This window comes from Burkholderia sp. Leaf177, from assembly GCF_001424345.1.
GTDB lineage: Bacteria > Pseudomonadota > Gammaproteobacteria > Burkholderiales > Burkholderiaceae > Caballeronia.
The window spans coordinates 429,625-456,019 of sequence record NZ_LMPF01000001.1; the positions used below are offsets into that span (position 1 = coordinate 429,625).

30 protein-coding genes and 1 tRNA gene are annotated in these 26,395 nt (G+C 59.1%); 17 read left to right on the forward strand and 14 right to left on the reverse strand.

Features of this window, described 5'->3' with window-relative positions:
• Nucleotides 1-2 precede the first annotated feature (2 nt).
• Nucleotides 3-296 carry a hypothetical protein gene (locus ASG35_RS01965; protein WP_082508212.1) on the forward strand — a complete coding sequence of 98 codons (294 nt, stop codon included), beginning with the start codon at nucleotides 3-5 and terminating at the stop codon, nucleotides 294-296.
• A 173-nt stretch (nucleotides 297-469) separates the two neighbouring features.
• Here the strand turns inward: ASG35_RS01965 and ASG35_RS01970 are convergent, their stop codons facing one another.
• The 6 genes from ASG35_RS01970 to ASG35_RS01995 all read right to left on the reverse strand — a co-directional run bounded on the left by ASG35_RS01970 (nucleotide 470) and on the right by ASG35_RS01995 (nucleotide 4,783).
• A complete protein-coding gene (locus ASG35_RS01970) occupies nucleotides 470-925 on the reverse strand; it encodes a PA2169 family four-helix-bundle protein (protein ID WP_056352205.1) in 456 nt (151 codons plus the stop codon).
• 111 nt (nucleotides 926-1,036) lie between these two features.
• Nucleotides 1,037-1,642: a hypothetical protein gene (locus tag ASG35_RS01975; RefSeq protein ID WP_056352208.1), complete on the reverse strand. Its 606-nt coding sequence runs from the start codon at nucleotides 1,640-1,642 to the stop codon at nucleotides 1,037-1,039.
• A gap of 66 nt (nucleotides 1,643-1,708) precedes the next feature.
• Nucleotides 1,709-2,074 (reverse strand): DUF1488 domain-containing protein, encoded by a 366-nt coding sequence (locus tag ASG35_RS01980; protein ID WP_235527419.1) that lies wholly within the window; start codon nucleotides 2,072-2,074, stop codon nucleotides 1,709-1,711.
• Nucleotides 2,071-2,703, reverse strand: a complete 633-nt coding sequence (locus tag ASG35_RS01985; protein ID WP_082508182.1) for a DUF4142 domain-containing protein — start codon at nucleotides 2,701-2,703, stop codon at nucleotides 2,071-2,073. The genes ASG35_RS01980 and ASG35_RS01985 overlap by 4 nt, the downstream gene beginning before the upstream one ends.
• 108 nt (nucleotides 2,704-2,811) lie before the next feature.
• Nucleotides 2,812-4,179, reverse strand: coding sequence for an MFS transporter (locus tag ASG35_RS01990; RefSeq protein ID WP_056352215.1), 1,368 nt, complete (start codon nucleotides 4,177-4,179; stop codon nucleotides 2,812-2,814).
• A gap of 100 nt (nucleotides 4,180-4,279) precedes the next feature.
• A complete protein-coding gene (locus tag ASG35_RS01995) occupies nucleotides 4,280-4,783 on the reverse strand; it encodes a YbhB/YbcL family Raf kinase inhibitor-like protein (RefSeq protein WP_056352219.1) in 504 nt (167 codons plus the stop codon).
• 149 nt (nucleotides 4,784-4,932) lie between these two features.
• On the opposite strand from ASG35_RS01995, the gene ASG35_RS02000 reads away from it, so the two are divergent.
• Nucleotides 4,933-6,417 (forward strand): sensor domain-containing diguanylate cyclase, encoded by a 1,485-nt coding sequence (locus tag ASG35_RS02000; RefSeq protein ID WP_056352896.1) that lies wholly within the window; start codon nucleotides 4,933-4,935, stop codon nucleotides 6,415-6,417.
• A 12-nt stretch (nucleotides 6,418-6,429) separates the two neighbouring features.
• On the opposite strand, the gene ASG35_RS02005 is transcribed toward ASG35_RS02000, so the two are convergent.
• Entirely contained in the window at nucleotides 6,430-6,897 is a 468-nt protein-coding gene (locus ASG35_RS02005) for a hypothetical protein (protein ID WP_235527420.1), read from the reverse strand.
• Nucleotides 6,898-7,084: 187 nt separating this feature from the next.
• Between ASG35_RS02005 and ASG35_RS02010 the strand changes: the two genes are divergently transcribed.
• Nucleotides 7,085-7,807, forward strand: a complete 723-nt coding sequence (locus ASG35_RS02010; RefSeq protein WP_082508183.1) for a TetR family transcriptional regulator — start codon at nucleotides 7,085-7,087, stop codon at nucleotides 7,805-7,807.
• Between the two features lie 79 nt (nucleotides 7,808-7,886).
• Nucleotides 7,887-8,045 (forward strand): hypothetical protein, encoded by a 159-nt coding sequence (locus ASG35_RS02015; protein WP_156392949.1) that lies wholly within the window; start codon nucleotides 7,887-7,889, stop codon nucleotides 8,043-8,045.
• Nucleotides 8,046-8,063: 18 nt separating this feature from the next.
• Here ASG35_RS02015 and ASG35_RS02020 read toward each other — a convergent pair whose 3' ends face one another.
• Both ASG35_RS02020 and ASG35_RS02025 read right to left on the reverse strand, forming a co-directional pair.
• Nucleotides 8,064-8,348 carry a hypothetical protein gene (locus ASG35_RS02020; protein ID WP_056352225.1) on the reverse strand — a complete coding sequence of 95 codons (285 nt, stop codon included), beginning with the start codon at nucleotides 8,346-8,348 and terminating at the stop codon, nucleotides 8,064-8,066.
• Between the two features lie 81 nt (nucleotides 8,349-8,429).
• Nucleotides 8,430-8,828, reverse strand: a complete 399-nt coding sequence (locus tag ASG35_RS02025; protein ID WP_056352228.1) for a DUF1090 family protein — start codon at nucleotides 8,826-8,828, stop codon at nucleotides 8,430-8,432.
• Nucleotides 8,829-8,990: 162 nt separating this feature from the next.
• Here ASG35_RS02025 and ASG35_RS02030 point away from each other — a divergent pair, with 162 nt between their 5' ends.
• From ASG35_RS02030 to ASG35_RS02040, 4 genes are all read left to right on the forward strand, one after another.
• The gene (locus ASG35_RS02030) at nucleotides 8,991-9,212 is read left to right on the forward strand and encodes a hypothetical protein (RefSeq protein ID WP_056352232.1); all 222 of its coding nucleotides are present in this window, start codon (nucleotides 8,991-8,993) and stop codon (nucleotides 9,210-9,212) included.
• A gap of 59 nt (nucleotides 9,213-9,271) precedes the next feature.
• Entirely contained in the window at nucleotides 9,272-9,475 is a 204-nt protein-coding gene (locus ASG35_RS02035; protein ID WP_056352234.1) for a hypothetical protein, read from the forward strand.
• Nucleotides 9,476-9,514: 39 nt separating this feature from the next.
• The gene (locus tag ASG35_RS31175) at nucleotides 9,515-9,676 is read left to right on the forward strand and encodes a hypothetical protein (RefSeq protein ID WP_156392951.1); all 162 of its coding nucleotides are present in this window, start codon (nucleotides 9,515-9,517) and stop codon (nucleotides 9,674-9,676) included.
• Between the two features lie 79 nt (nucleotides 9,677-9,755).
• On the forward strand, nucleotides 9,756-9,926 hold the full coding sequence (locus tag ASG35_RS02040) for a hypothetical protein (RefSeq protein ID WP_156392953.1): 171 nt from the start codon (nucleotides 9,756-9,758) through the stop codon (nucleotides 9,924-9,926).
• Nucleotides 9,927-9,989: 63 nt separating this feature from the next.
• On the opposite strand, the gene ASG35_RS02045 is transcribed toward ASG35_RS02040, so the two are convergent.
• Together ASG35_RS02045 and pdxR are read right to left on the reverse strand one after the other, a co-directional pair.
• A tRNA-Arg gene (locus ASG35_RS02045) sits at nucleotides 9,990-10,064 on the reverse strand.
• 235 nt (nucleotides 10,065-10,299) lie between these two features.
• Nucleotides 10,300-11,961, reverse strand: a complete 1,662-nt coding sequence (gene pdxR / locus ASG35_RS02050) for a MocR-like pyridoxine biosynthesis transcription factor PdxR (protein ID WP_235527421.1) — start codon at nucleotides 11,959-11,961, stop codon at nucleotides 10,300-10,302.
• Nucleotides 11,962-12,023: 62 nt separating this feature from the next.
• Here pdxR and ASG35_RS02055 point away from each other — a divergent pair, with 62 nt between their 5' ends.
• The 4 genes from ASG35_RS02055 to ASG35_RS02070 all read left to right on the forward strand — a co-directional run bounded on the left by ASG35_RS02055 (nucleotide 12,024) and on the right by ASG35_RS02070 (nucleotide 18,298).
• Nucleotides 12,024-13,673 (forward strand): amidohydrolase, encoded by a 1,650-nt coding sequence (locus tag ASG35_RS02055; RefSeq protein WP_056352243.1) that lies wholly within the window; start codon nucleotides 12,024-12,026, stop codon nucleotides 13,671-13,673.
• Between the two features lie 221 nt (nucleotides 13,674-13,894).
• A complete protein-coding gene (locus tag ASG35_RS02060) occupies nucleotides 13,895-15,496 on the forward strand; it encodes an MFS transporter (protein WP_200945674.1) in 1,602 nt (533 codons plus the stop codon).
• 120 nt (nucleotides 15,497-15,616) lie between these two features.
• Nucleotides 15,617-17,230 carry an MFS transporter gene (locus ASG35_RS02065; RefSeq protein WP_056352249.1) on the forward strand — a complete coding sequence of 538 codons (1,614 nt, stop codon included), beginning with the start codon at nucleotides 15,617-15,619 and terminating at the stop codon, nucleotides 17,228-17,230.
• Nucleotides 17,231-17,407: 177 nt separating this feature from the next.
• On the forward strand, nucleotides 17,408-18,298 hold the full coding sequence (locus ASG35_RS02070) for a LysR family transcriptional regulator (protein ID WP_056352252.1): 891 nt from the start codon (nucleotides 17,408-17,410) through the stop codon (nucleotides 18,296-18,298).
• Here the strand turns inward: ASG35_RS02070 and ASG35_RS02075 are convergent.
• Nucleotides 18,295-18,813, reverse strand: coding sequence for a phenolic acid decarboxylase (locus tag ASG35_RS02075; RefSeq protein ID WP_056352255.1), 519 nt, complete (start codon nucleotides 18,811-18,813; stop codon nucleotides 18,295-18,297). The two genes, ASG35_RS02070 and ASG35_RS02075, sit on opposite strands and share 4 nt — an antisense overlap.
• A 155-nt stretch (nucleotides 18,814-18,968) precedes the next feature.
• Entirely contained in the window at nucleotides 18,969-19,271 is a 303-nt protein-coding gene (locus tag ASG35_RS02080) for a hypothetical protein (protein ID WP_056352258.1), read from the reverse strand.
• 130 nt (nucleotides 19,272-19,401) lie between these two features.
• Here ASG35_RS02080 and ASG35_RS02085 point away from each other — a divergent pair, with 130 nt between their 5' ends.
• Both ASG35_RS02085 and ASG35_RS02090 read left to right on the forward strand, forming a co-directional pair.
• Nucleotides 19,402-20,205: a bestrophin-like domain gene (locus ASG35_RS02085; protein WP_056352261.1), complete on the forward strand. Its 804-nt coding sequence runs from the start codon at nucleotides 19,402-19,404 to the stop codon at nucleotides 20,203-20,205.
• A gap of 33 nt (nucleotides 20,206-20,238) precedes the next feature.
• The gene (locus ASG35_RS02090; RefSeq protein WP_056352264.1) at nucleotides 20,239-20,973 is read left to right on the forward strand and encodes a class I SAM-dependent methyltransferase; all 735 of its coding nucleotides are present in this window, start codon (nucleotides 20,239-20,241) and stop codon (nucleotides 20,971-20,973) included.
• Nucleotides 20,974-20,993: 20 nt separating this feature from the next.
• Here the strand turns inward: ASG35_RS02090 and ASG35_RS02095 are convergent, their stop codons facing one another.
• Nucleotides 20,994-21,176, reverse strand: coding sequence for a rubredoxin (locus ASG35_RS02095; protein WP_056352901.1), 183 nt, complete (start codon nucleotides 21,174-21,176; stop codon nucleotides 20,994-20,996).
• Between the two features lie 364 nt (nucleotides 21,177-21,540).
• On the opposite strand from ASG35_RS02095, the gene ASG35_RS02100 reads away from it, so the two are divergent.
• The 3 genes from ASG35_RS02100 to ASG35_RS02110 all read left to right on the forward strand — a co-directional run bounded on the left by ASG35_RS02100 (nucleotide 21,541) and on the right by ASG35_RS02110 (nucleotide 26,385).
• Nucleotides 21,541-21,945, forward strand: a complete 405-nt coding sequence (locus tag ASG35_RS02100) for a DUF4399 domain-containing protein (protein ID WP_056352903.1) — start codon at nucleotides 21,541-21,543, stop codon at nucleotides 21,943-21,945.
• Nucleotides 21,946-22,137: 192 nt separating this feature from the next.
• A complete protein-coding gene (locus tag ASG35_RS02105) occupies nucleotides 22,138-24,075 on the forward strand; it encodes an ATP-binding cassette domain-containing protein (RefSeq protein ID WP_056352267.1) in 1,938 nt (645 codons plus the stop codon).
• Between the two features lie 294 nt (nucleotides 24,076-24,369).
• Nucleotides 24,370-26,385 carry a DNA topoisomerase IV subunit B gene (locus ASG35_RS02110; protein ID WP_056352905.1) on the forward strand — a complete coding sequence of 672 codons (2,016 nt, stop codon included), beginning with the start codon at nucleotides 24,370-24,372 and terminating at the stop codon, nucleotides 26,383-26,385.
• The last annotated feature ends 10 nt before the right edge of the window (nucleotides 26,386-26,395 follow it).

Consider the following 26,395-nt stretch of genomic DNA (forward strand, 5'->3'; position numbering starts at 1 on the left):
TCATGAACAACCCCAAAAAATTTGCTTTGCTCGGCGCGCTTGCTTTTAGTTTGGCTGGACCCGTAATGGCGCAGTCGGGCGGTGGCGCGGCAGGTGGTGGCGGCGGAAATTCAGGTGGTCCGAATTCCGCGACGGGCGATCCGGAAATGTCGGCATCGGCACCCATGGCGATGCACAAGAAGGGAACGGGCGGCACGACGTTGCATCAGATGGACAAGAAGTCCCATCTGCATGGCGCGTCGGCAGCTGCGGCGGCATCGGCGTTGGGCACGAACGACAAGGGCGCTCCGCACTAAGCCAGACGTAGCATTACGCAACACAAGCAAAAAGCCGGGTTCTTCGATGAACCCGGCTTTTTTCTATGCTCGAACGACTTCAACCGACGCGCACGCCCTTCTGACGGCGCATAAAAAAAGCCGCCGCGCCTAAAGGCGCAGCGGCTTTCGCCGTGCGTTACATCGAAGGTGATTTACGACTTCGCAGCGGCAGCGTACTGGTTGCGTAGATCGCGGATACGGTCGTGATTTTGAATCACGCCTTGATACTGACGCTCGACAACCGCGCGCACGTCAGCCGGCAATTCCTTGTCCAGCGCCTCGCGATAATTCTTCTTCGCAACATCTTCACCGCGCTCACATTCATCGAGGATTGCATGGTCCGTGCGATGGCTCATTGCAGCCTTCACGTCCACCCAGCCGCGATGCAGCGCGCCGCCTACCGTACCGCCAGTCTCAGGCTTGCCGCCTAGACCCTGAACCACACCTTGCAACTCGCTCGCGCCGCGTGCGCAGTCGTCTGCGCGCCCGACGAAGAGCTGCTTGAGCGACGCATCCTTTGTATCTTCTGCAGCCTTCCGGAAGCCCTTTTCGCCGTCTTTCGACGTTTCAATCAGATCGTTGAGTACCGAGACGATGTTCGTGCTCATAAGAACCTCCTGTGAGTTATCGAAGATGGCCCGCGTCCGGGTTTTGCGAGAAAAGTCCCGCAAAATCCTTTCGGACCGAGGTCTCTCCTTAGTCGCAACGGGCGTGCCTGACTAGGCGCGCGGTTCTGCAAATTCCTGCACGGGTTCCGGCGGTATGACGGGGTCGAAGTCCGCCCAGCGGCCGTTACGCCATTGCCCCGATGCGCGCTCCACCTCCATGCCGCCGGCATCGCGCAGAATTGTCGCGGCTTCAGTTTGCTGTTCCGGCGAGCAATGCACGGCCACTAATACGCCGGATTGACGTGCATCGATTGCATTGGCCGAACCATGGTTATCCGAGCTGGTTTCGTCTTGCGGCGCGCGTTTCCCTGACTTCGAATGCGACATCGCGCCTGCGAGCGATCCAACATAAGCGCCCACGCCAGCTGCAACGGCTGCTGCAAGCCAGGGTGCCTTGAACACCAGGAAAATAGCCGCGCCGATGATCGCGCCAAGCACCGCGCCGATCGTCACGCCCTTGCCCGCGCCTTTCGACGAGTCCTTTGCGCCGGCGTTGGCTTTGTGGTCACCGCCCGTGTTCAGCCGCGAATGCTGGCCGCTCGGCGAGACGTAGAAAAGCGTGACGTCCTCTTCGACAAAACCGCGTGCGAAAAGACGCCGCGCGGCTTCCTCGGCTTTTGGAAACGTCTGAAATCGTCCAGCGATGATCAGCGACATAAGGACCTCCTGAAAACGTTGAATCGGATCAAATTGGACATGCGCGAATACGCGCGATGCAAACCGTCAGTCGGGCTCCATGCCCGCGACGCGAAACAGACCGCTGCGCAGCACGACGCTGTCGCCGCCATTGCGATCGAGCGCTTCGGCGCACACCGAGCGAATCCGCGCGCGGCCTTGCTCGAATGCGCTCAATAGGTCGTCCTCCCGTGCGGACGGCGCGCCGAAATGATCCTCGAGCGCCTCGGCCGAAATGGAACACACCACGGGATCGGAATCCACGAGCGCCGTGAAGTGCAGCGCGAGGTCATCGCCGTCGTAGATGGGGGAATCGTCGGCAAACTGGATATGCATGGTCGAATCCTCATAGGCCGGCCGGGAATATTGATCGCGCGGAATGTGCGGAACCATCGTGCCCGGAGAGGCGGTCATGATGCGATGCCTTTCGCCTTGGCTAGCTGTTGCGCCATGGCGTAATGATGTTTGATGATCGGCAGCGCCCTGGCTGCGGTGTTTTTGAGCAGCGCGTCGTTGCCCTTCATGCTTTCCGTGCTGAAGACGGTAATCGCCTTTTGATGGCCGGCCAGTGCGACTTGCTGGATGTAGGCTTTATCGAACGCGTCGCCGTGCAGCGTTTCGAGACTTCCCGTCACCGATGCATCCGCGCTCGGCGCCGCCGTGATTCCGTGACGCTTGGCTGCAACATCGTGGTTGCGCGCAAGCCGCGTGTGATCCGCGAGCATGCGCTGGGCGAAGGCTTTGACTTGTGTATCGGACGAATTCGATAGCGCCAGTTTGCTCGCGGCAATTTCGGTCGCGCCAGCAGTGCCGGCGTCCTGCACGAACTGCTGGTCAACGGTCGATAACTTGTCCTGCGCCGACCCCTGCGCCGAACTCGACGAACCCGCCGAAGCGCCGCTTGCAGCCGGTGCTGCCTGGCTATCCGATCCTGGACGCGCAGGCGCAACCGCGTTGCCGTTCTGGGCGTACGCGGCCAACGGTCCATACAACGCACAGAGCGAAAGCCCGATAACGAATCCGGATCGTGCAAGTCTTGTCATTCAAATCTCCATGACTCCTTCGTGCATTCAGAAGCCGATCCCATGAAAGGAACGACTTTCGTGAACGCAGCAAAGGGTGTGCCCAGAGATTGATTGGAAGAATGCCGATCAGACCGTTGCGGCCGTTTTGCTGCGTGAGATCCGCAACATGCTGACCAGTGCTGCCGCTGCTGCAAAACAGGCCGCGACAATGAGCGTGATAGTTGCGCCGTGCTGCGGCGCGACACCGAAAATCAGCGCAACGAGCGCCGCGCCCAGCGTCTGCCCGGAAAGACGCGCGGTGCCGAGCATGCCGCTTGCGCCGCCGCTGCGATTGCGTGGCGCGGATGACAGCATCTGGCGGTTATTGGGCGACTGGAACAGGCCAAAGCCCAAGCCGCACAGCGCCATGCGCCACGCGATATCGAATGGCGCGGGATGTGCGCCGGTAGTCGCCAGCAGCAGCAATCCGGCACTCAGAAGCGCAAGCCCGATACCGCCCAGCACGCCGGCGGAATACCGGTCCGAAAGCATGCCTGCGACCGGCGCAATGAACACGATCACCATGGGCCACGGCGTCATCAGGAAGCCGGTTTCGACCTGCGTCATGCCGAGCGTGTTCTGCAACAGGAACGGCAGCGAAACGAAGGTCAGCATTTGCGCGGTGAACGAACAAAACGACGTGGCGATCGATAACGCGAAAACAGGAATCCGCAGTAAATCGACGGGCAACAGCGGCGCTGTTTGCGTCAACTGGCGACGCACGAAAAAATAGCCGATCACGCCGGCCACCACGAATTCCGCGATCACGTATGGCCGATGTTCGCCGTGGCCGAGTCCATCGACAGCGGTAATCACGAGGCCGAACACCGCGGCGTTCATCAATGCGCTGAGGTAGTCGTACGGCCGGCGATGCCCAGGCGTGCGCGGCAACGCTTTCCAACCAACGGCGAGCGCCGCAATGCCGATCGGCACATTGATGGCGAAGAGCCACGGCCAAGGTGCCACGGCGAGGACGCCGGACGCAACTGTCGGCCCGATTACCGCCGATACCGCCACCACCGACGCGTTGATACTGACGCCGCGGCCCAGATGCTCGGGCGGATAGATCATGCGCACGAGCGCCGTGTTGACGCTCATGATGCCCGCCGCGCCGAAGCCCTGGATCACGCGCGCGACGGCGAGCATCGTCAGTGACCCCGACAACGCGCATCCGAACGATGCCAGCGTGAACAGCGCCAGCCCGGACATATACACGCGCCGATAACCAATCCGGTCGCCGAGCGACGCGAGCGGCAACAATGAAACGGTGATCGCGAGCTGATAAGCGTTGACGACCCAGATGGAGTCGGCGGGACTCGCATTCAGATTGCGTGCAATGGTGGGAAGCGCGACGTTGGCGATGGCGCCGTCGAGCACTGCGAGCGTGATGCCGAGCGCCACGACCAGAATGGCCCAATAGCGCTGGGGATACGGAAGGCCTTGTTCTGCGTCCATCGATGAAGAGAAAGAGGGGAGCCGCGAAGTGTAAGGCGCGCGCCTTTCAGCCGGTTTACTTTTCTGCGGCGGTCGACGAATGACCGCCGCCGGGCCGGGATCATTTCAATTCGTAAAGCCCGGTATAAGTCGCGGAATCGATCTCGTTCAGATGCGTCATGAAACGCGCGACGGCGTTGGTCGTGGAGGTATCGACGGGAAGCTGGGCAGCCTTCAATGCATGAATCCGGAAGATGTATCGATGCGCCTTGTCGCCGCGCGGCGGCGCCGTACCGCCAAATCCGACAGTGCCGTAATCATTGCGCAATTGCAGCGCGCCAGCCGGGAGCAGGCTGCCGTCGGCCTTGCCGGCGTTTTGCGGCAGCGACTGCGTGCCGGCCGGAATGTTCACCACGACCCAGTGCCAAAAACCGCTGCCCGTGGGCGCGTCGGGGTCGTAGACGGTCAGCGCGAGGCTCTCGGCTTCGGGCGGCACGCCTTCCCACTGCAAGGCGGGCGAGATGTTATCGCCGCTCACGCCGAATGCCTGTTGATCGAATTCGTGCGTCTTCGATAAATATCCGTTGGCCGCGAACTCATCGGACCAGATACGAAAATCAGCCATGGGAAATCGCCTCCTGTAACGGTTGGGTATTCCTTGCCGCGCGCAGCAAACATGCCTGCTGCCCGCGACTTTTGGCTTTCAGCATATTTTTGAGATATGTGCGCATAAAATAGCGGATACCGGACGATTTCAGCTTTGGAAGGATGGACATGCCGAACAACCTGGGACGCGCATTGCACAGTGTGAGCGCCGCGCCAAGCCATCGCGCGGACGACGCCGATATGTTCGAACTCGCGCCCGTTTCGCTGTGGCTGGAGGATTTCAGCGACGTGCGCGAAGTGTTCGAAGCCTGGCGAGCCGACGGCGTGGCGGACTTGCGCAGCTTCTTGCGTGCCGATACCGCGCGGATTGCGCAATGCTCGTCGCGCATCCGCGTGATCAAGGTCAACCAGCGCACGCTTACGCTCTTCGGCGCAAGAGATCTGGGCCACCTCGTCGACAATCTCAGCGCGGTTTTTCGCGACGACATGTTGCTCACTCACGCCGATGAACTCGAGCAGCTTTGGTCGGGCAAGACGCAGTTCGTCAGCAAGACGGTGAATTACGCGCTCGACGGAAAGCGCCTCGACGTATTGCTCAAGGCGGTCATCCTTCCGGGCCATGAAGCAACGTGGGACCGCGTGCTTGTGACCGTGGAAGACATCACGGAACTGGAGAACGTGCGCCGCAAGGCCGCGCTCAGCGAACTCTACGCGCGCGGTTTGTTCGAGCATTCGCCGGTCTCGCTCTGGGTGGAAAATTTCAGCACTGTCAAGTCGCTGCTCGACGATATCCGCGAACGGGGCATTGTCGACTTTCGCACCTTCACGAACGTGCACCCGGAGTTCATCGAACGATGCATGCAGGAAATCCACGTGCTCGACGTGAACCAGCACACGCTAACCATGTTCGGTGCGCCCAATAAAACCACGCTGCTGAGCCGCCTTGGGGATATCTTTCGCGACGAGATGACCGGCCATTTTCAGGAGCAGTTGATCGACCTGTGGGAAAACCGCCTGTTTCACCAGCGGGAAGTCGTCAATTATTCGCTCGAAGGCCACCAGCTCAACGTGCATTTGCAGTTTTCGGTGTTTCCCGGACACGAGGCGGACTGGGATCTCGTGCTGGTGGCGCTCACCGACATCACCGCGCGTAAAAAAGCGGAAGCGTACCTCGAGTTTCTCGGCAAGCACGACGCGCTGACCAAGCTGAAGAACCGTTCGTTTTATATCGATGAAATGAATCGGCTCGAACGCAAGGGACCGTTCCCGGTGACGGCCGTTGCAGTCGATGTCAACGGTCTCAAGGCCGTCAACGATCAGCTCGGCCACGCCGCTGGTGACGCGTTGCTGCGGCGCGCGGGCGAAGTGCTGGGCAAGGCAGTGGAGAAACCGAGCTACGCGGCGCGCATCGGCGGTGACGAATTCGTGCTGTTGCTGCCCGGCGTAGATGAACGCGGCGGCGCGGCGGTGATGGACAGCATCCGCCAGCTTGTCGAAGTCAACAACCAGTTCTATTCAGGCTTGCCGCTGAGCTTCGCGATGGGCGCCGCGACCGCACAGGACGGCGAGCGGCTCGAAGCCATGATGCAACGCGCCGACGCCGCCATGTACCTCGAAAAGCGCGCGCATTACGGCACATCCGATCAGTCGTAGCGTGCGTACTGACTACTTGCCGGCCGTCGATTCGTCGATACCGCGCAGGAGCGCCGGACAGGCCTCGCCGGTTTTTTGCGCGTACTCCTGCGGATTGCTCGTCTTGAGCGCCGCGAATCGATCGACGGTTGATTGCGCTTCTTTGTAGCCGAGGTTCCACTCGCCGTCGAAGTCGGGCGCGTCGGTAAAGCTCTTTCGCGCCACTGCCTTGAAATGCGCGATCTTCGATGCATCGATGTGGCAGATATCCGCCGCGCCGCGCGCAATATTCGCGCTCGTTCGAACGCCTTCAGCCGCAGCGCTTTGAGGAGTCGGCTGCTGCACAGCAGGATGACCTGGCGGGAGTGACTGGGCGGCCGAAGGTTCTGCTGGCTGCTTTTGGGCGTGCGCGGTGAGTGAAAAAGCGCAGGTGAAAACGCATGTGAAAGCGCTGGCAATCAACGCGTCTCTCACGCGCGGCGCGGCGTGTCGAAGAATCATGGGAAATCCTTGAATTGAGGCCTTCAATGGCCGGCGGGCGGGTTCGGAAGTATAGCCAAAGAGTTCCCTCCAAGCGTCGAGCGGGATGTACGTGACGCATCGCAAGGTGATTAAGGTGTGCAAAAAGCCCTTGAAAAACCCGTGCTAAACTAATTTCCACCTAAGGCGCTCTGCATAGAATTAGCCGATGAAAAAAGCAAGCAAAGTTACAGCGCCGGTTCGGGCGAGTTTTCGTTCAGGCACTCGGAAAAATGGTTCGGTATCCATATCGGTGCAAGATACATCCGGTGAAAAGCGAAAATACGATCCAGAACAAACGAAGCGAAATATCATCGAAATTGCCACCGCCGAGTTCGCTGCAATGGGCCTGGGCGGAGCGCGGGTCGATGCCATCGCCGAGCGCACCAGCACCACGAAGCGCATGTTGTATTACTACTTCGGCAGCAAGGAAGGCCTCTACGAGGCGGTGATCGAAGAGGCATACGGGAAGATCCGCGCGCTTGAGCAAGCGTTGCGCCTCGACACCATGGCGCCACGCGACGCGCTGCGCCTGCTGGTCGAGTTCACCTTCGATTTTCACGATACACAACGCGATTTCGTTCAGCTCATCGCCGGCGAAAATATCAGCGGCGGCAAGCACGCCGAGCATCTGCACGCTTTCAAGGCGCGTAATTCAAGCGTGGTGAAAACGATCAGGGATCTCATCGAGCGTGGCACTGCGGAGAACGTATTTCGCCACGGCATCGACCCATTCGATCTGCATTTGATGATCAGTTCGCTGTGTTTTTTCAGGATTTCCAACCGGCATACTTTCGCCATGGCGTTCGGACGCGATCCGGCGGGGCCGAGGTCGCGGTCGCGCCATCGGGCCATGATCGTGGATGCGGTATTGCGCTTCGTGGCGTGCTGAAACACGTATCTTCGATTACCCGTTTTCAGGCGCGTGACCTATGCTTGAATCATGGCTGTCGACCGGAACGGAGGGCGCCATGGACGGTTTTGAACATATTCTCGTTGGCCTGGCGCTGCTGGCCGCACTGGCGATCGGTCTGCTCGCGCACGACTGGCGCGACACGTATCGCGAACGCATGATGGGCCGCTCGGTCCACGATTCACTGCACGACTGGTGGATGCGGCATCGGCACTGAACGCGGTTTTTTAGCCACCTAGTCCGGCGTTACACCCGGCGCATCCACACGCGTCCGATGGCTCGCTTCGTAGGCATCGATCTGCAAATACAGCCGATGAACCGTCTGGATCTGCGTATGCGATAAATGCGACGCACGCGCAATCACCGCCAGGCGCTCCCGCCAATATGCCGGCGGGAGGATTGGGCTGAGCGCGTCGTCGATGAGCGACCGCCGCAGCACCAGTTCAAGGTGCGACAACTCCTGGTCCGCCAGCATCGCGGAGAATGCGCCCTGAGGCTTGATGTCTGTCATGAGTTCCATCAGTGCTCAACGGCTGCAATTTCTGAAACTTTAGTTATTGGCGAGTTGGTATAAACCCTTGAGCGGAACGCGCCTGATTCCTTACTGGATGGGCCGCGCGATCGCCCGGTCGAGATCCGCGCGCGCACGATTCACCTTGCGCTGCCACGCGTTGATATTGAGCTGGTCCGTACCTTTCTTTTGCGCCCGCGCCAGTTCACCTTCCCAGGCGCGCAGCGTGTTCCTTGCTTGCGCGATTGCGTCGTTGTGGCGTTTTAGCGCGCCGGACCTGCGTTGCTCGATGGCCTCGGGCGTGCATTCGGCGTTGGTTTTATCGAGCGCCGCTTGCAGCGAATCGAGTTGCGCGGTGTCGTCTCGGTTGAGCGCAATGGCCATCTGCCGTTCCAGGCTTTGACGATGGGCGTCGCAAGCATCGGTTTCCGGCGAAGCGTGGGCAACCGACAAATACAGACCGAGCGCGGTGGCGACAATCAATTTCATGGCGGAATCCGTGACTGACTAGTTAAGCGTGGGGCCGGTAATGGGCTTCGCCGTTATCCTGAACAGGCGAGGTCGGCGTATTTTAGCCAGTTGTGGATTGAGCGCGGAACGAGTTTTGCGCGGTTTGCACTGACTAGTTACTTTTTCACGAGGAATATGCCCATGCGTTTCGATTACGAAGGCTTTCACATCGACTGCCGGTCGCGGCACGATCAGGACGGCCTCTACTATGCGCAGGCGCATATCACGCGAGCCGCCGTCAAAGGGAACGCGCATCCGGAGCGGCACGAATCCGGCGACATAGACGCCTTCGATAACGACAGCGACGCCATCGCCTGCGCCCGGGCGTGGGCGATCGACTGGTGCAGCGAGCACGCAACCTGACGCTGTCGAGCCGGCGCGATACCGCGTGCTAGGATCGCGGCCTGCCAACGGGAGAAGCCATGCATTATTTGCACAATGAACATGCCATCGACGTGTTCGTCGAAAAGCGTGGAGACCGCTGGGACTGGTCCGTTCAGGCGGGCGCGTTGCCGCTCAAGAAGAACACTGGCGAGATGGCGCCGACCAGCAATGTCGCGGAAAACGAAGCGCTGATGTGGGCCAGGCGCGAGCTGGATAGACGGTTTCCGGTCGAGCGCGATTGAACGGCTTAAGTTCGCGTGGGGCGCGCCGTTAGCATGGCCATGGAACCTCTAAACCCCACATTCAATGCCTCCCGCGACCTCATCCGGGCAGCAGGCGAAACGCTCGAACTGATGTGCCGTTTGCGCGGCATTACGATCGAAGCGCTCACCGACGACGAACTCGGCGAGTTTTTCCTCAACGCGCTGGCCGTTGACGATTGACGACTGGTTCCTCACGCGGAAAAATTTGCCGCGGCTTTCTAAAGTTGTATCGGCCACGGCCGTTATCCGGGTCATGGACATGACCAATCCCACTGCGACCGCGTTCCGTAATCTCGTCCTTGCCGCCGACGAAACCCTTCACCTGCTATGCCGTTTGCGAGGCATAACGATCGATGACCTGTCGGAAGATGCGCTGGAAGCGTTCTTCTTCGAAGCGCTGGATGACGAATTCTGGGTGGCTTCGAAGTAGTTCTGGTGCGGGAGACTGGCTTGGTGTTTTGCCGGAGCCGGCGGGAACGAGCTGGACCGTATCTGGTCCCCCTGGCAGGAATCGAACCTGCATCTAGCGCTTAGGAGGCACTTGTTCTATCCATTGAACTACAGGGAGATGGATATGAGCGATGGACGGGGTCGGGGCTTGCCACGACATGTGAGCCGCCCCAATGCGTTCCGGCCGTTCGCTTCGCCCTAAACGGAGCACCAGATCGCACCGAACCCGCACTTACACCGCAATCGACTAGCAGGACCGGGCTCAAGCTCGCGATTTTACCCGATAGTTTGACTCAACCGCCGCGACGGAGTATATCAAAGAGCTCCGTGAAAAGCCGCCGCCCGGCATCGGATCAACACGGCTGAAGCAAGCCGGACAGGCGTTGCCACGCCGCCTTGAGCTTTATTACGGCGTTGTAGATATCTAACGTCGGAATGCCAGCGAAACCAAGGATCAGGCCGAAGCGCCCAATTTCATTGGCCTTGCTGCCGGGCAGCCATAACGGACTCAATGCGGTGATTTCGACGCCAGCCTCTTTTGCGAGCCGGATCAACAAGCTCTCGCGTTCCGCGCTCGGCAAACGAATGAGCACATGCAGCCCCGAACTCACCTGCGTCATGCTGCCTATCTGGTTCAGATGCCGGTCCCACGCATCGCGGAGCGCGTCGCGCCGTGCTAGCCCGGCGCGACGCATTCGGCGTACGTGTTGTTGAAAATGGCCGTCGGCAATAAAACTTGCCATGACTGCCTGGTCACTGATCGGCGGTTGCCGGTCGGACATGGTTCGCAGCAGGGTCAGGTCTTTGACGAGTTGAGGCGGGATGACCATATACCCGAGACGCAACCCTGGATACATGACCTTGGAAAAGGAACCGACATACACCACGCGGTTGCTTTGATCCAATGCTGCGAGTGGCGTGAGGGGTGTGCCGCTGTAGCGATATTCACCATCGTAATCGTCCTCGATAATCCAGGCATGACGCTCTTGCGCCCAACGCAGCAATTCGAGTCGCCGACCGAGTGACAGGGTCGCGCCGGTCGGGTATTGGCACGACGGGCTCACGTAAGCGATTCGTGCAGTCTTAATACCCGCCAGCTCGGCCGTAATCAAACCGTCTTCATCGACACCGACACCTTGCAATTTGGCGCCAAAGCAGGACAAGGCGCCCGCCGCCGCCCAGTAGCATGGATTTTCGATAACGACTTTGTCGCCGTTGCGTAACAGGAGAGCCGCGCAAAGACTGATTGCCTGTTGCGCGCCGGACGTGATCAAAATCTGGGACACATCGCACCTGAGTCCCCGGGCATTGTGTAGATAGTGGCCAATCAAGGTGCGCAACTGAAGGTCGCCGGCAGGGTCTCCATATCCCATTTGCAGGGTAGGCAGGCGGCGCCAGAAACGCGCTTGCAGACGAGACCAGATCTCAAACGGAAACTGGTCGATGGCTGGCATGCCAATGCGAAACGCGCGTGGAGCGCCATCGTGCACCGGATGCAGATCGAACGGCGCAGCCAGATTCTGGCGTGCATTCACCAGTTCCTGTACTTCGACCGGTCCGCGACTATCCGCTGCGCCAGCATGGGATTGACGCAGGTCGGCAACATAAGTGCCGTCGCCAATTCGGGGTTCCACAAATCCCTCCGAATACAGCCGTTCGTAAACGTTCACCACTGTGTTGCGCGATACCGCAAGCATCGCAGCAAGATCGCGCGACGCGGGCAATTTGCATCCGCCGCTCTCGGGCGTACCTATGATGAGTGCGCGCAGCGCGCCATACAGTTGCCTGGATTGTGAGCGACCAGGCTTGAGCGCGATGCCGGTCAACGCCAAGGGCAGGGACGATCTCAAGATTGGACCCCTTAATAAGACATGTTTTGGACCTTTATTCTGGCCGATCGCGAACCTACGATGTTTGCGGTCCATCAAGTTGCGCGCCGTCTGTGGCAAGGCTCGACGTGTTCCGGCGTAGAGCCTGCAAGATGAATCAAGAGCAGCAAATGGCGTGTTGCGCATTTTCGGCGCCACAGTGGCCACTCTCTATGCTGCGTCCACGAACAATTGTCCGAGTACCCGTCATGCCTTCAGATCAATTCACTATCTATTCATCACGCAAAATCATCACAATGTGCCCTTCGCAACCCGAAGCGAGCCATGTGGCCGTCAAGGACGGCCGTGTTCTTGGCGTGGGCACACTCCAGGAGCTGCAAGGCTGGGGCGACCATCGCATTGACGACACATTCGCTAATAAAGTGATCATGCCGGGCCTCATCGAGGCGCACTCCCACGCGACTGGCGGCGGCATGTGGCAATTTCCCTATGTAGGGTATTACGACCGCCCTGATTACACAGGCAAGGTCTGGAAAGGCTGCCGATCATTTGACGAAGTTGTTGCGGCATTGCAAGCGGTCGAGCGCACGCTGACCGATCCTCACGAGCCGCTGATTGCATGGGGCGTCGATCCGATTTATTTCGGCACCGAGAAGCTGGGCCGCGAGCATCTGGATCGGGTCTCGACCACGCGCCCGGTCGCGGTGATACACATGAGTATCCACTTGATGGGTGCCAATACCGCTACGCTGAACGACTGCGGCATATTCGACGATTGCACGATAGAGGGCGTAACCCGCAACGAAGACGGCAGCTTGCACGGTGAGCTGGTCGAGTTCGCGGCGATGGGGCCAATCCTCAAAAAATATGGCTTCTGGGATGCGCTCACCACCGAGAAGGCCATCCGCAGCTTTGGGCAGGAAGCTTTCCGTGCGGGTTGCACGACAGCGGCCGATATGGGTTTGACCGACTTCAGCAATCCCGAACTGATTGCCAACTATGTCCGGACTACTCGTGAATCTTTATTCCCGATCCGCTTGCTGGTCGCGTATGGCCCTCCGTTCATCAAAAAGCCATTTGTCGAGGCTGTCGAATTTGCGCCGGAAATCATGAGACATGGCCACGACAAGATGATGTTCGGGCCCATGAAGATATTCCTGGACGGATCGATCCAGGGCGGCTCAGGCCGCATGCTGCCGCCGTACTATTTTCACGACGCACATAACGGCGCCTGGAACTCAACCCCGGAACAGGTAGACGAGCAGGTCTACGAAATTATGCGCCGGGGTTATCAGGTGCATTGTCATTGCAACGGAGATGAAGCGTCCGAGGCATTTATCAACGCAGTTCAGAAAACCTTGAACCGGATTCCGGCCGCGGACCATCGCGCCGGAATGCAACATGCGCAAATGCTGCGGGAAGATCAGTTCAAACGAATGAAGGCGCTAGGCATCTGCGTCAACTTTTTCAGTAACCATATTTACTATTGGGGTGACGCGCACTATGCAAAGACCATGGGTCCCGAACGCGCCAACCGGATGGACCCGTGCGGGAGTGCGATTCGGCATGGGATCCCATTTGCCTTCCACAGTGACTGTGGCATTACACCGATCAACCCGCTATTCACCGGCTGGTGCGCCGTCAATCGAGTGACTGCATCCGGTCGAGTGCTCGGCGAACGCGAGCGCATCTCGGTCAGCGACGCACTTTACGCAATGACGTTAGGCGCCGCTTACACAATGAAGGTTGACCATCTGATCGGCAGCATCGAATGTGGGAAATTGGCTGATTTCACAATCCTCGAAGAAGATCCGCTCGCTGTCGAGCCGATGCGTCTGAAAGACATCAAAGTATGGGGAACGGTGTTGGGCGGACGCGTTCAGCCTATTCCAGTTTGAGTAGCCGGACGTTTCTTGCCCCCGGTCGCAAAGTAAAGTTTGCCGCCCTTCGTTCATGGATGGTTCATGCACCCGGGCGGGAGAAGTTGCGAATAAAAATATGTAATCCTTATCAATAAAGGTATCCAGTTATGTCTTCTGGCTCAAACGACGCCGCGTCGGCATCCGCCGCACCGCCGGGTGTTTCCACTTCCGGACTTGCCAAGTGGCTTGCTCTTCTGGTGCTGTGCCTCGCCCAGCTCTCAACGTCCGGCGACAACGCCACGCTCAGCATCGCCACCGGGGCATTAGTGAAGGATCTGAACGCACCTATGGAACTGGTGAGCATTGCCAACGCAATGTATTCGCTAGCCGCAGGTTCGTTGATGGTGGCCGCCGGCATGATCGGCCTGATGGTTGGATGGAAAAAGACCTTCCGGATAGGCTGTGCGCTGTTGTTCTGCGCAGAACTGACGGCGTTTTTTTCCCCCAACATGGAGGTGTTTACCTACGGCGCGCGTCTGTTGTCCGGGATAGGGGGCAGCTTCATGATTCCGTCGGTACTCGGACTGATCGCCAGTAATTACAAAGGCCGTGATCAGGCGGTCGCGTTCGGCGCAATTGGCGCGGCGAGCGGTGTGTCTTTTGCAGCGGGGCCGATCATCTGCGGCTTGCTTGTCGATCATCTCGGCTGGCGGTATGCATTCGCCGCGATTGCTTGCCTATGCGTTGTGATTTTCATCGGCTCCTTCGTTGTACCGACGCCTGCCAAACCGGCGCGCAAGGTCGTGTTCGACGCGCCCGGCGTGTTGCTGACCATGGTGGGCTTGTTCAGCGTAATTCTGGGATTTCTTAAAGTGTCGTCCTGGGGACTGTTTACGCCGTTCAACCCGCCATTCACGGTGGCTGGCCTGAGCCCGGCGCCGTTCCTTGTGCTCTTTGGCATCGTCGTGCTGGCGCTGATGCTGAAATGGGAGCGCCACCGGGAAGCCAAGACCGGGAGCGCACTCATTCCATTGTCGTTCGTCGGTACGCCGCAAGTACGCAATGGACTTTACCTGACCGCGTTTATTTTCCTTGCTTACGGTTCTGGCATCTTTGTTACGGTCAGTTTTGTTCAGGTGGTCGTTGGACTTACCGCTATTCAGACTGGGCTGATGATCCTGCCGTTTGCGCTCGGCGTCGTGATCTGTTCGCTGGGCCTGCCCGTGGTGTACAAAAACGCGAATCCGAAGCGGATGTGCCAGGCTGCATTGCTGATCGGCACAGCGGGGTCGGTTGCCTGTATTTTTGGTTTCGATTTATCCAGCTATACGGCGATCGTGCCATTCGGCATGGGCCTGATTGGTATCAGCATGGGCATGGTGTCGGCCTATGCCAGCTATTGCGTAACCAGCGCGTTGCCCGCGCGAGACGCCGAACAATCGGGTGGCGTGCAGGCTACCTCGCGCAATGTAGGCCAAGCCATTGGGGTGGCGGTGTGCGGAATGATCATGCTGACCGCGATCACAATGAGCGTGCAAGATGCGGCCCACGACGACGTTCGTCTGAGCAGCGCTACGCGAGCCCAGGTAGCGACTATTTCCGTGATCCCGTATCTGAGCGACGCCAAATTCTCGAGTCTCATGCTGGAACACGGCATCGCGCAAACAGATGTGCCGGTTCTGGTCGATGTCTATCAGCATGCGCGCCTTAAAGCTACACGCGCCGGCATGATTGCTACGGCGCTTATGACCTTGCTATTCCTGTTCGGCACCCGCAATTTGCCGACGCGTTCAAAGTCAAGTGCGCTGGAGTCACAGGGCGGCGAGAGCAACACCCGTCGCGGCACCGCTGACGCATGACGTGCGCCAATATGCTCCGTTGGTCTGACAGGTACGATGCCAGTTTTTTCGTACACCTTCACTAACTCAAGGTATGCGAATTTAAGTATTACTGTCACCGGGGCTTGAAGAAAACGGAGCATGTCAAATCTTAAAAAACCCGTTCGTGGGGCGTTATGGTTGCCCTTGCTGGTTTTATGTCTGGCGCAGTTTCTCGCGTCCGCTGATAACGTAACCCTGAGCATTGCGACGGGCGCATTGATGCGGGATCTGGACGCTTCGCTGGCCCAGATCAGCGAAGCCAACACAATGTACCCGCTTGTCGCGGGTACATTCATGGTCGCGGGAGGCATGCTGGGGATTGTGGTTGGATGGCGTCGCATCTTCCGTCTCGGATGTGTGATTTATTTGGCGGCCGAGGTGTGCGCGGTACTCGCGCCTTCAATTACGTTTTTTGTGTTTGCAGCGCGGGTGCTCGCAGGAATCGGCGGCAGTTTCATGATCCCTGCTGTTTTGGGTCTGATTACCAGTATCTACAGCGGCCGCGAACGCGCGGTTGCTTTCGGCGCGCTGGGTGCGGCAAGCGGCGTTTCGTTTGCACTGGCGCCGATCGTTTGCGGATTGTTGCTCGAACATTTGGGATGGCGTTGGGCATTCGGCGTAATGGGCACGCTCGTTGTATTAATTCTGGCCTGCTCGACGTTGATTCCAGCGCTCCCGCGTCCCGAGCAGCGTATTCGCTTCGATTCAGCTGGCTTCTTGCTATCCACCGTAGGTCTATTTCTGGTTGTCTTCGGGCTGTTACGCATGTCGTCGTGGGGAGTGATCACGCCCTTCAATCCACCTTTCACCCTATTTGGATTAAGCCCGGCGTTGCTTCTGGTGTCGGCAGGTATCGTCGTGCTTGCAATCATGCTGCGCTGGGAGATTTACCGCGATCGCCGCGTGGGCAGCGCGCTGATCCCATATGCTTTTTTGCAAACAATCCAGGTTCGCGCGGGACTTTATCTGACCGCTTATATCTTCTTCGCTTACAGCTCAGGAATCTTCGTGGTGGTGAGTTTCGCGCAGGTCGTGACAGGACTGGGCGCGGTTCATACGGGCTTGTTGATCGTTCCTTTCGCGATATCTCTTGCGGCGTGCTCTCTCGGCATGCCTTTGCTCATCAAACATCGCAATGTAAAGCGGCAATGCAGGGTGGGACTGCTGCTCGGAATAGGCGGCGCCCTGATCACAGCAATGGGAATTCACGAATTGAGTTTCAGCACGCCGATCGTCACCGCGGGTCTGTGTCTGATCGGCGCCAGCATGGGAACCCTCGCGGCCAATGCGCCTTTTTTAGTGACCAATAATTTGTCAACGCGTGACGCGCAGCAATCCGGAGGGGTGCAAGCAGCCGCGCGAGACGTGGGACAGGCGCTGGGCGTGGCCATGGTCAGCATGGTGATGCTGACTGGCATCACGTTCAGCATGAAGCAGTTTGTGATCGGGAACGCAACCTTGACGCCGCAGACACGCAGCGCCGTACAAGGCCTGACGGTGATCCCGTATATCAACGACGTGGGCTTCAAAACACTCGCCACCAATGCGGGAGTTCATCCCGTCGATTTTCCTGCGATGACGCAGCTTTATCGGCATTCACGTGCACATGTCACGCGCGCGGCCCTGCTGGCAATGGCATTGATGACCGTGCTGTTTCTTGCCAGCACGTGGCGCTTGCCAACAGGGCGGGCATCGGACACGTTGACCCCGTAGGGGAGCGCGCGGCAAAGGGCCGTTGGAATGAAGGGCCTCGCCGATGCTACGATGACGTTCTTCCCCTCTCGGGGAGGCGAGCTTGCATCGATCGAGAGAAACATGAAGTCGTCAAAACCCTTAAGCCCAATCGTGGCGTAACCTGTTTCCAACTTACTCATATATATATATCGCCTGATGGCGCGCATTCCACAAACGTCCATCGAGCAGTGGTCCGTCCTGCGCGTCATTGTTGAAAGCGGCAGTTTCGCGCAGGCCGCGGAGCAGTTGCATCGCAGCCAGTCGTCGGTGAGCTATAGCGTGGCGCAATTGCAGGAAAGACTGGGCGTCAAGCTCCTGCAGATCGATGGCCGCAAAGCCCAACTTACCGAGATTGGCCGCACGCTGCTTGCTGATTGCGTTCCGTTGATCGATGACCTGATACGTCTTGAAGAGCGTGCCCGGTATCTGGCATCGGGAGGCGAAGCGACTATCCGGCTACTCGCCGACAGCATTTTTCCCAAACGTTTTCTTTTCGGCGCGCTCTCCGCATTCGAAGCGAGCTATCCCCATGTTCAGGTGATACTGCGAGAAATGGTTCGGCAGGTCGCGCCGGACCCGCTCAGGGCATCTTTCGATCTTGCCGTCTCCGTGTGGACACTGGAGCACCCAGGCGCGCAACGTGTATTCGACGTCAGGCTGGTTGCCGTAGCGAGAGCCGACCACCCGCTGGCAAGCAGGAAGATGCCTACGCAGGCTACGCTCGATCGCTACCGCAAAGTAACGATTGGCGATGACCCGGCCGACGCTGCGCCGGCAGATATTGGGCAGAACCACGGTTTGCTCTGGCAGGTCAACACCGTTGAGGCCGCGATCGAGGCTGTCACGAGTGGCCTCTGTTATGGATGGCTGCCGCGGCATTTGATTCAAGACGATCTGATTTCCGGCCGTATTGTCGAATTGAAGCTGGGCCCACGGGCAGAGCGGCTGGTTCCACTGGTGCTGTCCTACGCCGATGAAGACCGCGCTGGTGGCGCAACACGCGCCCTGGCTTCCATGCTGCTGGATCTGGCCGCAAAAGGTCTTTAGCTGCGACGGGCTGCAAAGCTCTCGGGCAGTTCGCTCGGCGGACACGCAATCACCGTTTCATCGTTTAAACCGCAGTCCTCCGTGAACGTGACGTCCGCGAACTCGTCGATCACAAGCTTGGGATACGTCGGGCCTGCGTCGCGATATTTCAGCATCAGGTCGAGATGGTCGTTCTGAAAGCAGACCGTGCGCTTCGGATCCTGCACGATCCATTGCGGGAAAAAGATTACACCGTGGATCTGGTGCGTGGAGAGATTGAAGGCAACGCTCACGGTCGTCCCGGTTGGCTCATCCCACGAAATTTTGTAGACATCGCCGGAGAGACGGACGATATGCGCCAGTTGATCGCGGACCCATCGGCCACCGACCATGCCGCTGTGAATGCGGTAATCGATTGTCCGGTCGTTTTTTACGTACAGCTCGTATTGCCAGCCGTTTTCATACGTATAGATGAAGTGCTTGCCGATAAACGCTACAAGCGTTTCGGGCTTGGTGGATTCGAAGAGGTTCGGCATTTTCTGGCTCCGATGGATGGCCCGCGTTGGGGCGACGGAGAGAGATTAGGCCGATAAATCCGATCGGAAAAGCGCAAATATTCGGGTTAATCGATCGGGTTATTCGATATATCGATTTGGCCATCATCCGCTTTCCGGCAAGCGCCGCCACGCGCCTAGAACGCCGGCCGGTCGCCGCAAACATGCGACGGTCCCGAATGATAGCCGCCGCTTGCCACGCCCGCGACTAACTCCAAACCCACGCGCAAAGCATCGTCGGAGAACGTGCTGTCTTTTGGCCGGGCGAATGGCTGGATCGATCGATTCGTGCATTCATTTCCGAACGCGCCGTTCTGAAGCGGCGTTGCGCTCAGCCGGACATTGTCGGCGGCAGTATTGGCGTTGGCATTTGAAACCACACACGCGACACCCCCGGCGCTTACAAAAAGTGCAATCATCAGGCGCGTGATTTTGTTCATGGATCATTCTCGATAACGTTCGCGAAAATAGCGAGTCGATTATGGTGCCGAGTCGGTAATAGCGTCAATTTTCGAGTTGCGGTGAACAGCGTAGCTTCTGGACAAATATCATCTCCATCGAACATTGCCCATGACGGAACTGGAATCTGCTTCGGTCGTATTCTTCCTTTTGCTCGCGGCAGCCGGCGGTGGCGTGGTCATTCGGCCGCTGCTGCCGGAAGAACACAAGGCGTTCGAGACGGTGCAATTGCTGAAGCTGGTGATCGGCATGCTCGTCACGTTCGCGGCGCTCGTGCTGGGATTGCTGACGGCCTCGGCAAAGACCTTGTTCGATACCACCAACAACGACATCCGCACCTACGCCACCGCGCTGATCCAGCTCGACAACAGCCTGCGCCAGTACGGTCCCGACGCCGATAACCCTCGACAGATCCTGCGCACGTACACGGCGGCCGCGATTTCATCGACGTGGGCGCAGGAAGCGCCGCCTCCGGGCGATTATTTTCCGAAGAACCTCCCGCCCAATCCAAGCGCTCAGCATCTCGACAGCCGCGAGCTCGGCAGTCTTCTAGAGCGCGCGCAGCATGAAGTGCGGGAACTGCAGCCGCATGACCCTTACCATCAAAACATGGATAACGAGGCGCTGCGGCGCTTCGACGATCTCATCCAGCAACGATGGAAAATAGTCGAAGAGGCGCGCGGCTCCATATCGACGCCGTTCGACCGCATCCTTGTTTTCTGGCTGGTCGTCATTTTCCTGTGCTTCGGGCTGATCGCGCCGCGCAACGCGCTGGCATTCGTGATCATCACGCTCGGCGCGCTTTCCATTGCGTCCGCAGTACTCGTGATCCTCGACCTCGGCACGCCGTTTTCGGGGCCTATCATCGTGCCGAGCCAACCTCTGCGCGACGCGCTTGCGTACCTGAACCGATGACGTGCGCCAACTTCCGCCACCTACTGCAACCCCATGCTCTCGACGCTTTATACCGATCCGCGCCTTGTCGCGCTTTATGACGCGCTCAACCCCTTTGCCGCTGATACCGCCTTTTACCTCGCGCTTGCCGCGAGCAAGCATCGCGTGGTCGATCTGGGCTGCGGCACCGGCTTGCTCGCGTGTGAGCTCGCGGCACAGGGCGCGCGTGTTATCGGCATCGATCCGGCGCACGCCATGCTCCAGATCGCGCGCAATCGGCCGCACGCTGATCGCGTCGACTGGATTGAAGGCGATGCCGGCGCGCTCGCCGTATTGCCGCCAGCCGATCTCGTGCTGATGACGGGACATGTGGCGCAGATTTTTATCGATGACAGCGCGTTCCTCGCGACGCTCAAAGCCGCGCGGCATGCGTTGCGAACAGGTGGCGAACTGGCCTTCGATACCCGCAATCCTGCGGCGCGTGCCTGGGACGCGTGGACGCCCGCGCAGTCACGCAGAAAAATTGCGGTTGAAGGGATTGGCGAAGTGGAAGTTTGGCTCGCCGATGCCAGCGAAAGCGCGCAATCGGTCATCCGCTTCACGACGCATTACAAGTTCGTGGCTTCAGGGAACGAGTTGATATCGCAGAGCGAATTGCGATTTCGCGGCCAGGACGAACTCGCCGCGTTGCTGAATCAAGCGGGTTTCAACCACCTTGAGTGGTTTGGCGATTGGGATCGAACAAAAGTGTCGGCGGAGAGCCGCGAACTGATTGTGATCGCGCGATAAAGCGCGATCTGGCCATAAGCCTAGAACTCGACGGCCACGAAATCTTCTTTGCCCACGTCGCACAGCGGGCAGCGCCACGTATCCGGGATATCGGCGAAACGGGTTCCGGCTGCAATGCCATCTTCCGGCAAACCATCTTCTTCGTTGTAGATCCAGCCACAAATCAAACAAACCCAGCTTTTATATTCTAAAACTTCACTCACGACAGACTCTTTCTTCTCGTTCAACAAAAAACAGCGAATTTACTGCGGTTCGGCCGTGCAAATCCTGCACGAAAACAGTAAATCATTCTCACTGGCGAACCGCATGTTACCGGAATGTCGCAATCTGCTCATCGCGACTGGAGATTTGCCGCGCGATAAAGCTTGTTTCTCTGCTACCACGAAGGAGCTCACGCGACATGCGTGTCTTTCACGAGGTCGGTGTATCCTCTGCCGGGCGGATTTTGTGCACTTCCGCGAAGGCCTTTCGCCAATGGGTTTAAGCGATGCCATCGCGTGCTGCGTAAAGCTGTTTTGGCGGCCGGGATTGTTTATCGGCAGCCGCACTCTTCTTGGGAGCAAAAAAATGACGTTCAAGAAACTGTTGTCGGGATTGGTGTTGTCGAGCATGTTCTTCATGACCGCCGCGGCGCACGCCGAAGCGCGCGTTTTCTTTGTCGAGCCGAAAGACGGCGCGACCGTTACAAGCCCGGTGCATGTAGTGTTCGGCCTGGAAGGCATGGGGCTCGCGCCGGCCGGCGATCTCAACCCCAATAATGGCCACCATCATCTGTTGATCGATGCCGGCCCCATGCAAAAGGGCCTCGTTATCCCGGCCAACGACAAGTCGTTGCATTTCGGCAAGGCGCAGACCGAAGCGGACGTCAAGCTGACTCCCGGCGATCACACGCTGACGCTTCAATTCGGCGACGGCGCTCATCAGTCATTCGGTCCGGAAATGAGCCAGACGATCAAGATTCACGTGAAGTAACACGAGCGAAAGCGCGGCGCGGCGGACGTCATGAGAATGTCCGCCCAAATCTCAAAAATAACGCTGGCCGGATCGTTTATTTGTAACCAGGCAGGCCGCTTTATTAGGCCTGATGGCAGAGGGGCCCGGGCGCACCGGTCAAGACCGGTACAATGGCCGCTTCCCGTATTCGCACTTTTCCGGCCGCCTCCCATGTCGCTTTATTCCATTTCCGACGCGCAACTCGCGTTCGGCCACGTCGCGTTGCTCGATCACGCCGACTTTTCACTCGAAGCGGGCGAACGCGTCGGACTTATCGGGCGTAACGGCGCGGGCAAGTCGTCGCTGCTGAAGATCATCGCCGGATTGGCGAAGCCGGACGACGGCCTGGTCACGCGCCAGAACGAGCTCACGACCGTTTATGTGCCGCAGGAGCCGGAATTCGACCTCGACGCGTCGGTGTTCGACGTGGTTGCGTCCGGCCTGTCGCACGCGCGCCAATTACTCGACGATTACGACGCCGTTGCACACCAGCTCGCCGATGCACCCCACGAAGGTCCTGAGCACGATGCGCTGATGTCGCGCATGAATACGCTGCAATCATCACTCGATACAACCGATGCCTGGAACTGGCAAACCCGCGTTGCGACCACGCTGCAGCAGATCGGACTGGATGGCGACGTGCGTTCCGGCGCGCTTTCGGGCGGCATGAAAAAGCGTGTCGCGCTGGCGCGGGCGCTGGTCGTTCAGCCGGACGTGCTGCTGCTCGACGAGCCGACCAACCACCTCGACTTCGAAGGCATTCGCTGGCTCGAAGAGTTGCTCGTCACGCTGCGCACGGGATTGCTGTTCATCACCCACGACCGGGCGTTCCTGGACAAGGTTGCAACGCGTATTGTCGATCTGGATCGTGGACGTTTGCTTTCATATCCGGGCAATTACACCGCTTACCAGACGCGCAAGGCCCAGCAGCTTGAAATCGAACAGGTCGAAGCGGCCAAGTTCGACAAACTGCTGGCGCAGGAAGAAGTGTGGATTCGCAAGGGCGTGGAGGCGCGGCGTACGCGCAGCGTCGGGCGGATTGCGCGGCTGGTCGAAATGCGCAACGAACGCGCGGAACGGCGCAACGTGCAGGGCAATGTAAAGCTGGACGTCGGGCAGGGCGAACGCTCGGGCAAGATTGTCTCGGAACTGACAGACGTGACGAAGAGGTACGGCGATCGCACCATCGTCGACAATTTCACCGCCACCGTCATGCGCGGCGACAAGTTTGGCTTCATCGGGCCGAACGGTGCAGGCAAGACCACGCTGCTCAAGATGATCCTCGGCGAACTCGCTCCGGACAGCGGCACGGTGCGCACCGGCACAAATACGCAGGTTGCGTATTTCGACCAGATGCGCGCACAGCTCGACCTCGATAAAACCCTCGCCGACACCATCAGCCCCGGCAGCGAGTGGGTTGAAGTGAATGGCGTGAAGAAGCACGTGATGAGCTATCTCGGCGACTTCCTGTTTGCGCCGGAACGCGCGCGTTCGCCTGTGCGGTCGCTTTCCGGCGGCGAGCGCAACAGGCTGCTGCTCGCGCGCCTGTTTGCCCGGCCGGCGAACGTTCTGGTGCTGGACGAGCCGACCAACGACCTCGATATCCAGACGCTCGAACTGCTCGAAGAACTGCTTACCGATTACGACGGCACGGTCTTGCTGGTGAGCCATGACCGCCAGTTCCTGGACAACGTGGTGACGTCGGTGTTTGCATCGGAAGGCGGGGGCAAGTGGCGCGAGTATGTCGGCGGTTTCACCGACTGGCAGATCCAGAGCGACCGTTCCGAAAAAATAGCCGCAGACGCCGCCCGCGATACCGCCAAGCAAGCGAAGAAAGACGACGGCCCGAAGGACAGCGGCGCGGGACGCAATTCGCAGCGTTCCAACAAGCTTCCGTACAAGGAAGTGCGCGAATTGGAAGCCTTGCCGGCGCAAATCGCGGCGCTCGAGGCGGAGCAGAAGTCCATCGCGGCGAAGCTGGAAGATGGTTCCGTTTTCGCGAAAGATCCTAAAGAAGGCACGCGGTTGAGCGAACGGCACGCGGTTATCGACGAAGAACTGCTGGTCGCGCTCGAACGCTGGGAAGAACTGGAAGCAAAGCGCAAGTAGAGACGCAAGTAAAGACGCAAGTGAGCGCGGATAACGCGATCTTTGGCGCTGAGCCATTCGCGGTATCGAAAAGTTTGTCGAAATCAGTAAAATACGTCGCGTTTTCGGGCGCGCTGGCTGCAGTGGTGAAAGGCCGCATTGGGCTGCAAGCCGGCGTTCGCCGCCGCGGTTTCAAATTATCGACGCGCAATGTGGTGCCCGGCCAGCCATGTCTGGCTGGTCGCACCGGATTGACCCGTACTGTTCATGCATTCGCCGGTCGTCCTCGCCGGACTACCGGACCACCGTCCAGACATGTCAACGAAAAAACCCAGCGCCGCCGACGGCGGCAAGAACAGCGGATACAGCGAAGCATCGATCAAGGTGCTGAAGGGTCTCGAGCCGGTCAAGCAACGGCCCGGCATGTACACCCGTACGGAAAATCCGCTGCACATCATCCAGGAAGTCATCGATAACGCTTCCGACGAAGCGCTCGGCGGCTACGGCAAGCAAATCACGGTGACGCTGCATGCCGACCATTCGGTGTCCGTCGAAGACGATGGACGCGGAATTCCTTACGGCTTGCATCCGGAAGAAGGCGTGCCGGTCGTCGAGATCGTGTTCACGCGCCTGCATGCGGGCGGCAAGTTCGATAAAGCCGCCGGCGGCGCGTACACCTTCTCGGGTGGCTTGCATGGCGTGGGTGTATCTGTAACGAACGCGCTTTCCACGCGACTCGACGTCACCGTCTGGCGCGACGGCAAGGTGGCGGAACTCGGTTTTGCAAACGGCGACGTGGTCAAGCCGCTCGAAACCCGCGCGATGAATCGTGGCGAAAAGAAGTCCGGCACGCGCGTCACCGCCTGGGCCAATACCAAATACTTCGATTCCCCGAACTTGCCCGTGGCCGAGTTACAACGCCTGTTGCGCTCCAAGGCCGTGTTGCTGCCGGGCGTGGAAGTCACGCTCATCAATGAAAAAACCGGCGAACGCCAGACCTGGAAGTACGAGGACGGCCTGCGCGGGTATCTGCTCGAAGGCATGGGCGGCAGCGACTTGCTGATCCCGTTGTTCGAAGGCGAACGCTTCGCGGGCAACGCGAAATCGAGCGAGGAGACGTTTGCCGAAGGCGAAGGCGCGAGCTGGGTTGTGGCGTGGAGCGAGGAAGGGCCGTTGTTGCGCGAATCGTACGTCAACCTGATCCCCACGCCTGCGGGCGGCACGCACGAATCCGGCCTCCGCGATGGTTTGTTCCAGGCGGTGAAAAGCTTTGTCGAGTTGCATAACTTGCAACCCAAGGGCGTCAAGTTGCTCGCGGAAGACGTGTTCGCGCGGGTGTCGTTCGTGTTGTCGGCGAAGGTGCTCGATCCGCAGTTTCAGGGACAAATCAAGGAGCGCCTCAATAGTCGCGATGCGGTGAAGCTGGTGTCGTCGTTCTCTCGGCCGGCGCTCGAGTTGTGGCTGAACCAGCACGTCGAATACGGCAAGAAGCTCGCGGAACTGGTGATCCGGCAGGCTCAGGCGCGTACGCGTGCCGGGCAGAAGGTCGAGAAGCGCAAGAGTTCGGGCGTGGCCGTTCTTCCCGGCAAGCTGACCGATTGCGAATCCACCGACATCACGCGCAACGAACTGTTCCTCGTGGAGGGCGATTCGGCGGGTGGATCGGCCAAGATGGGCCGTGACAAGGAATTCCAGGCCATCCTGCCATTGCGCGGCAAGGTGTTGAACACGTGGGAAACCGAGCGCGACAGGCTGTTCGCCAACAACGAAGTGCACGACATCGCGGTGGCGATCGGCGTGGATCCGCATAGTCCGGATAGCCTCGACAACAAGGCGGATCTTTCGAATCTGCGTTACGGCAAGATCTGCATCCTGTCGGACGCGGACGTGGACGGCTCGCACATCCAGGTTCTGCTGCTCACGCTGTTCTTCAAGCATTTCCCTCAGCTGATCGAGCAGGGCAATGTGTGCATCGCGCGGCCGCCGCTGTTTCGTGTCGATGCCCCCGCTCGCGGCAAGAAACCGGCGCAGAAACTTTATGCGCTCGATGAAGGCGAACTCGAAGCCATCCTGGACAAGCTGAGGAAAGACGGCGTACGCGAAACGCAATGGTCGATCAGCCGTTTCAAGGGCCTGGGCGAGATGAGCGCGGAGCAGCTTTGGGACACGACCATGAATCCCGACACGCGCCGTTTGCTGCCGGTTCAACTCGGCGAGCTGGGTTTCGACGACACGGTCACGCGCATGACCATGCTGATGGGCAAGGGTGAAGCGGCGTCCCGGCGAAGCTGGCTGGAAGAGAAGGGCAACGAAGTCGAAGCGGATATCTGACCTGCTCAAG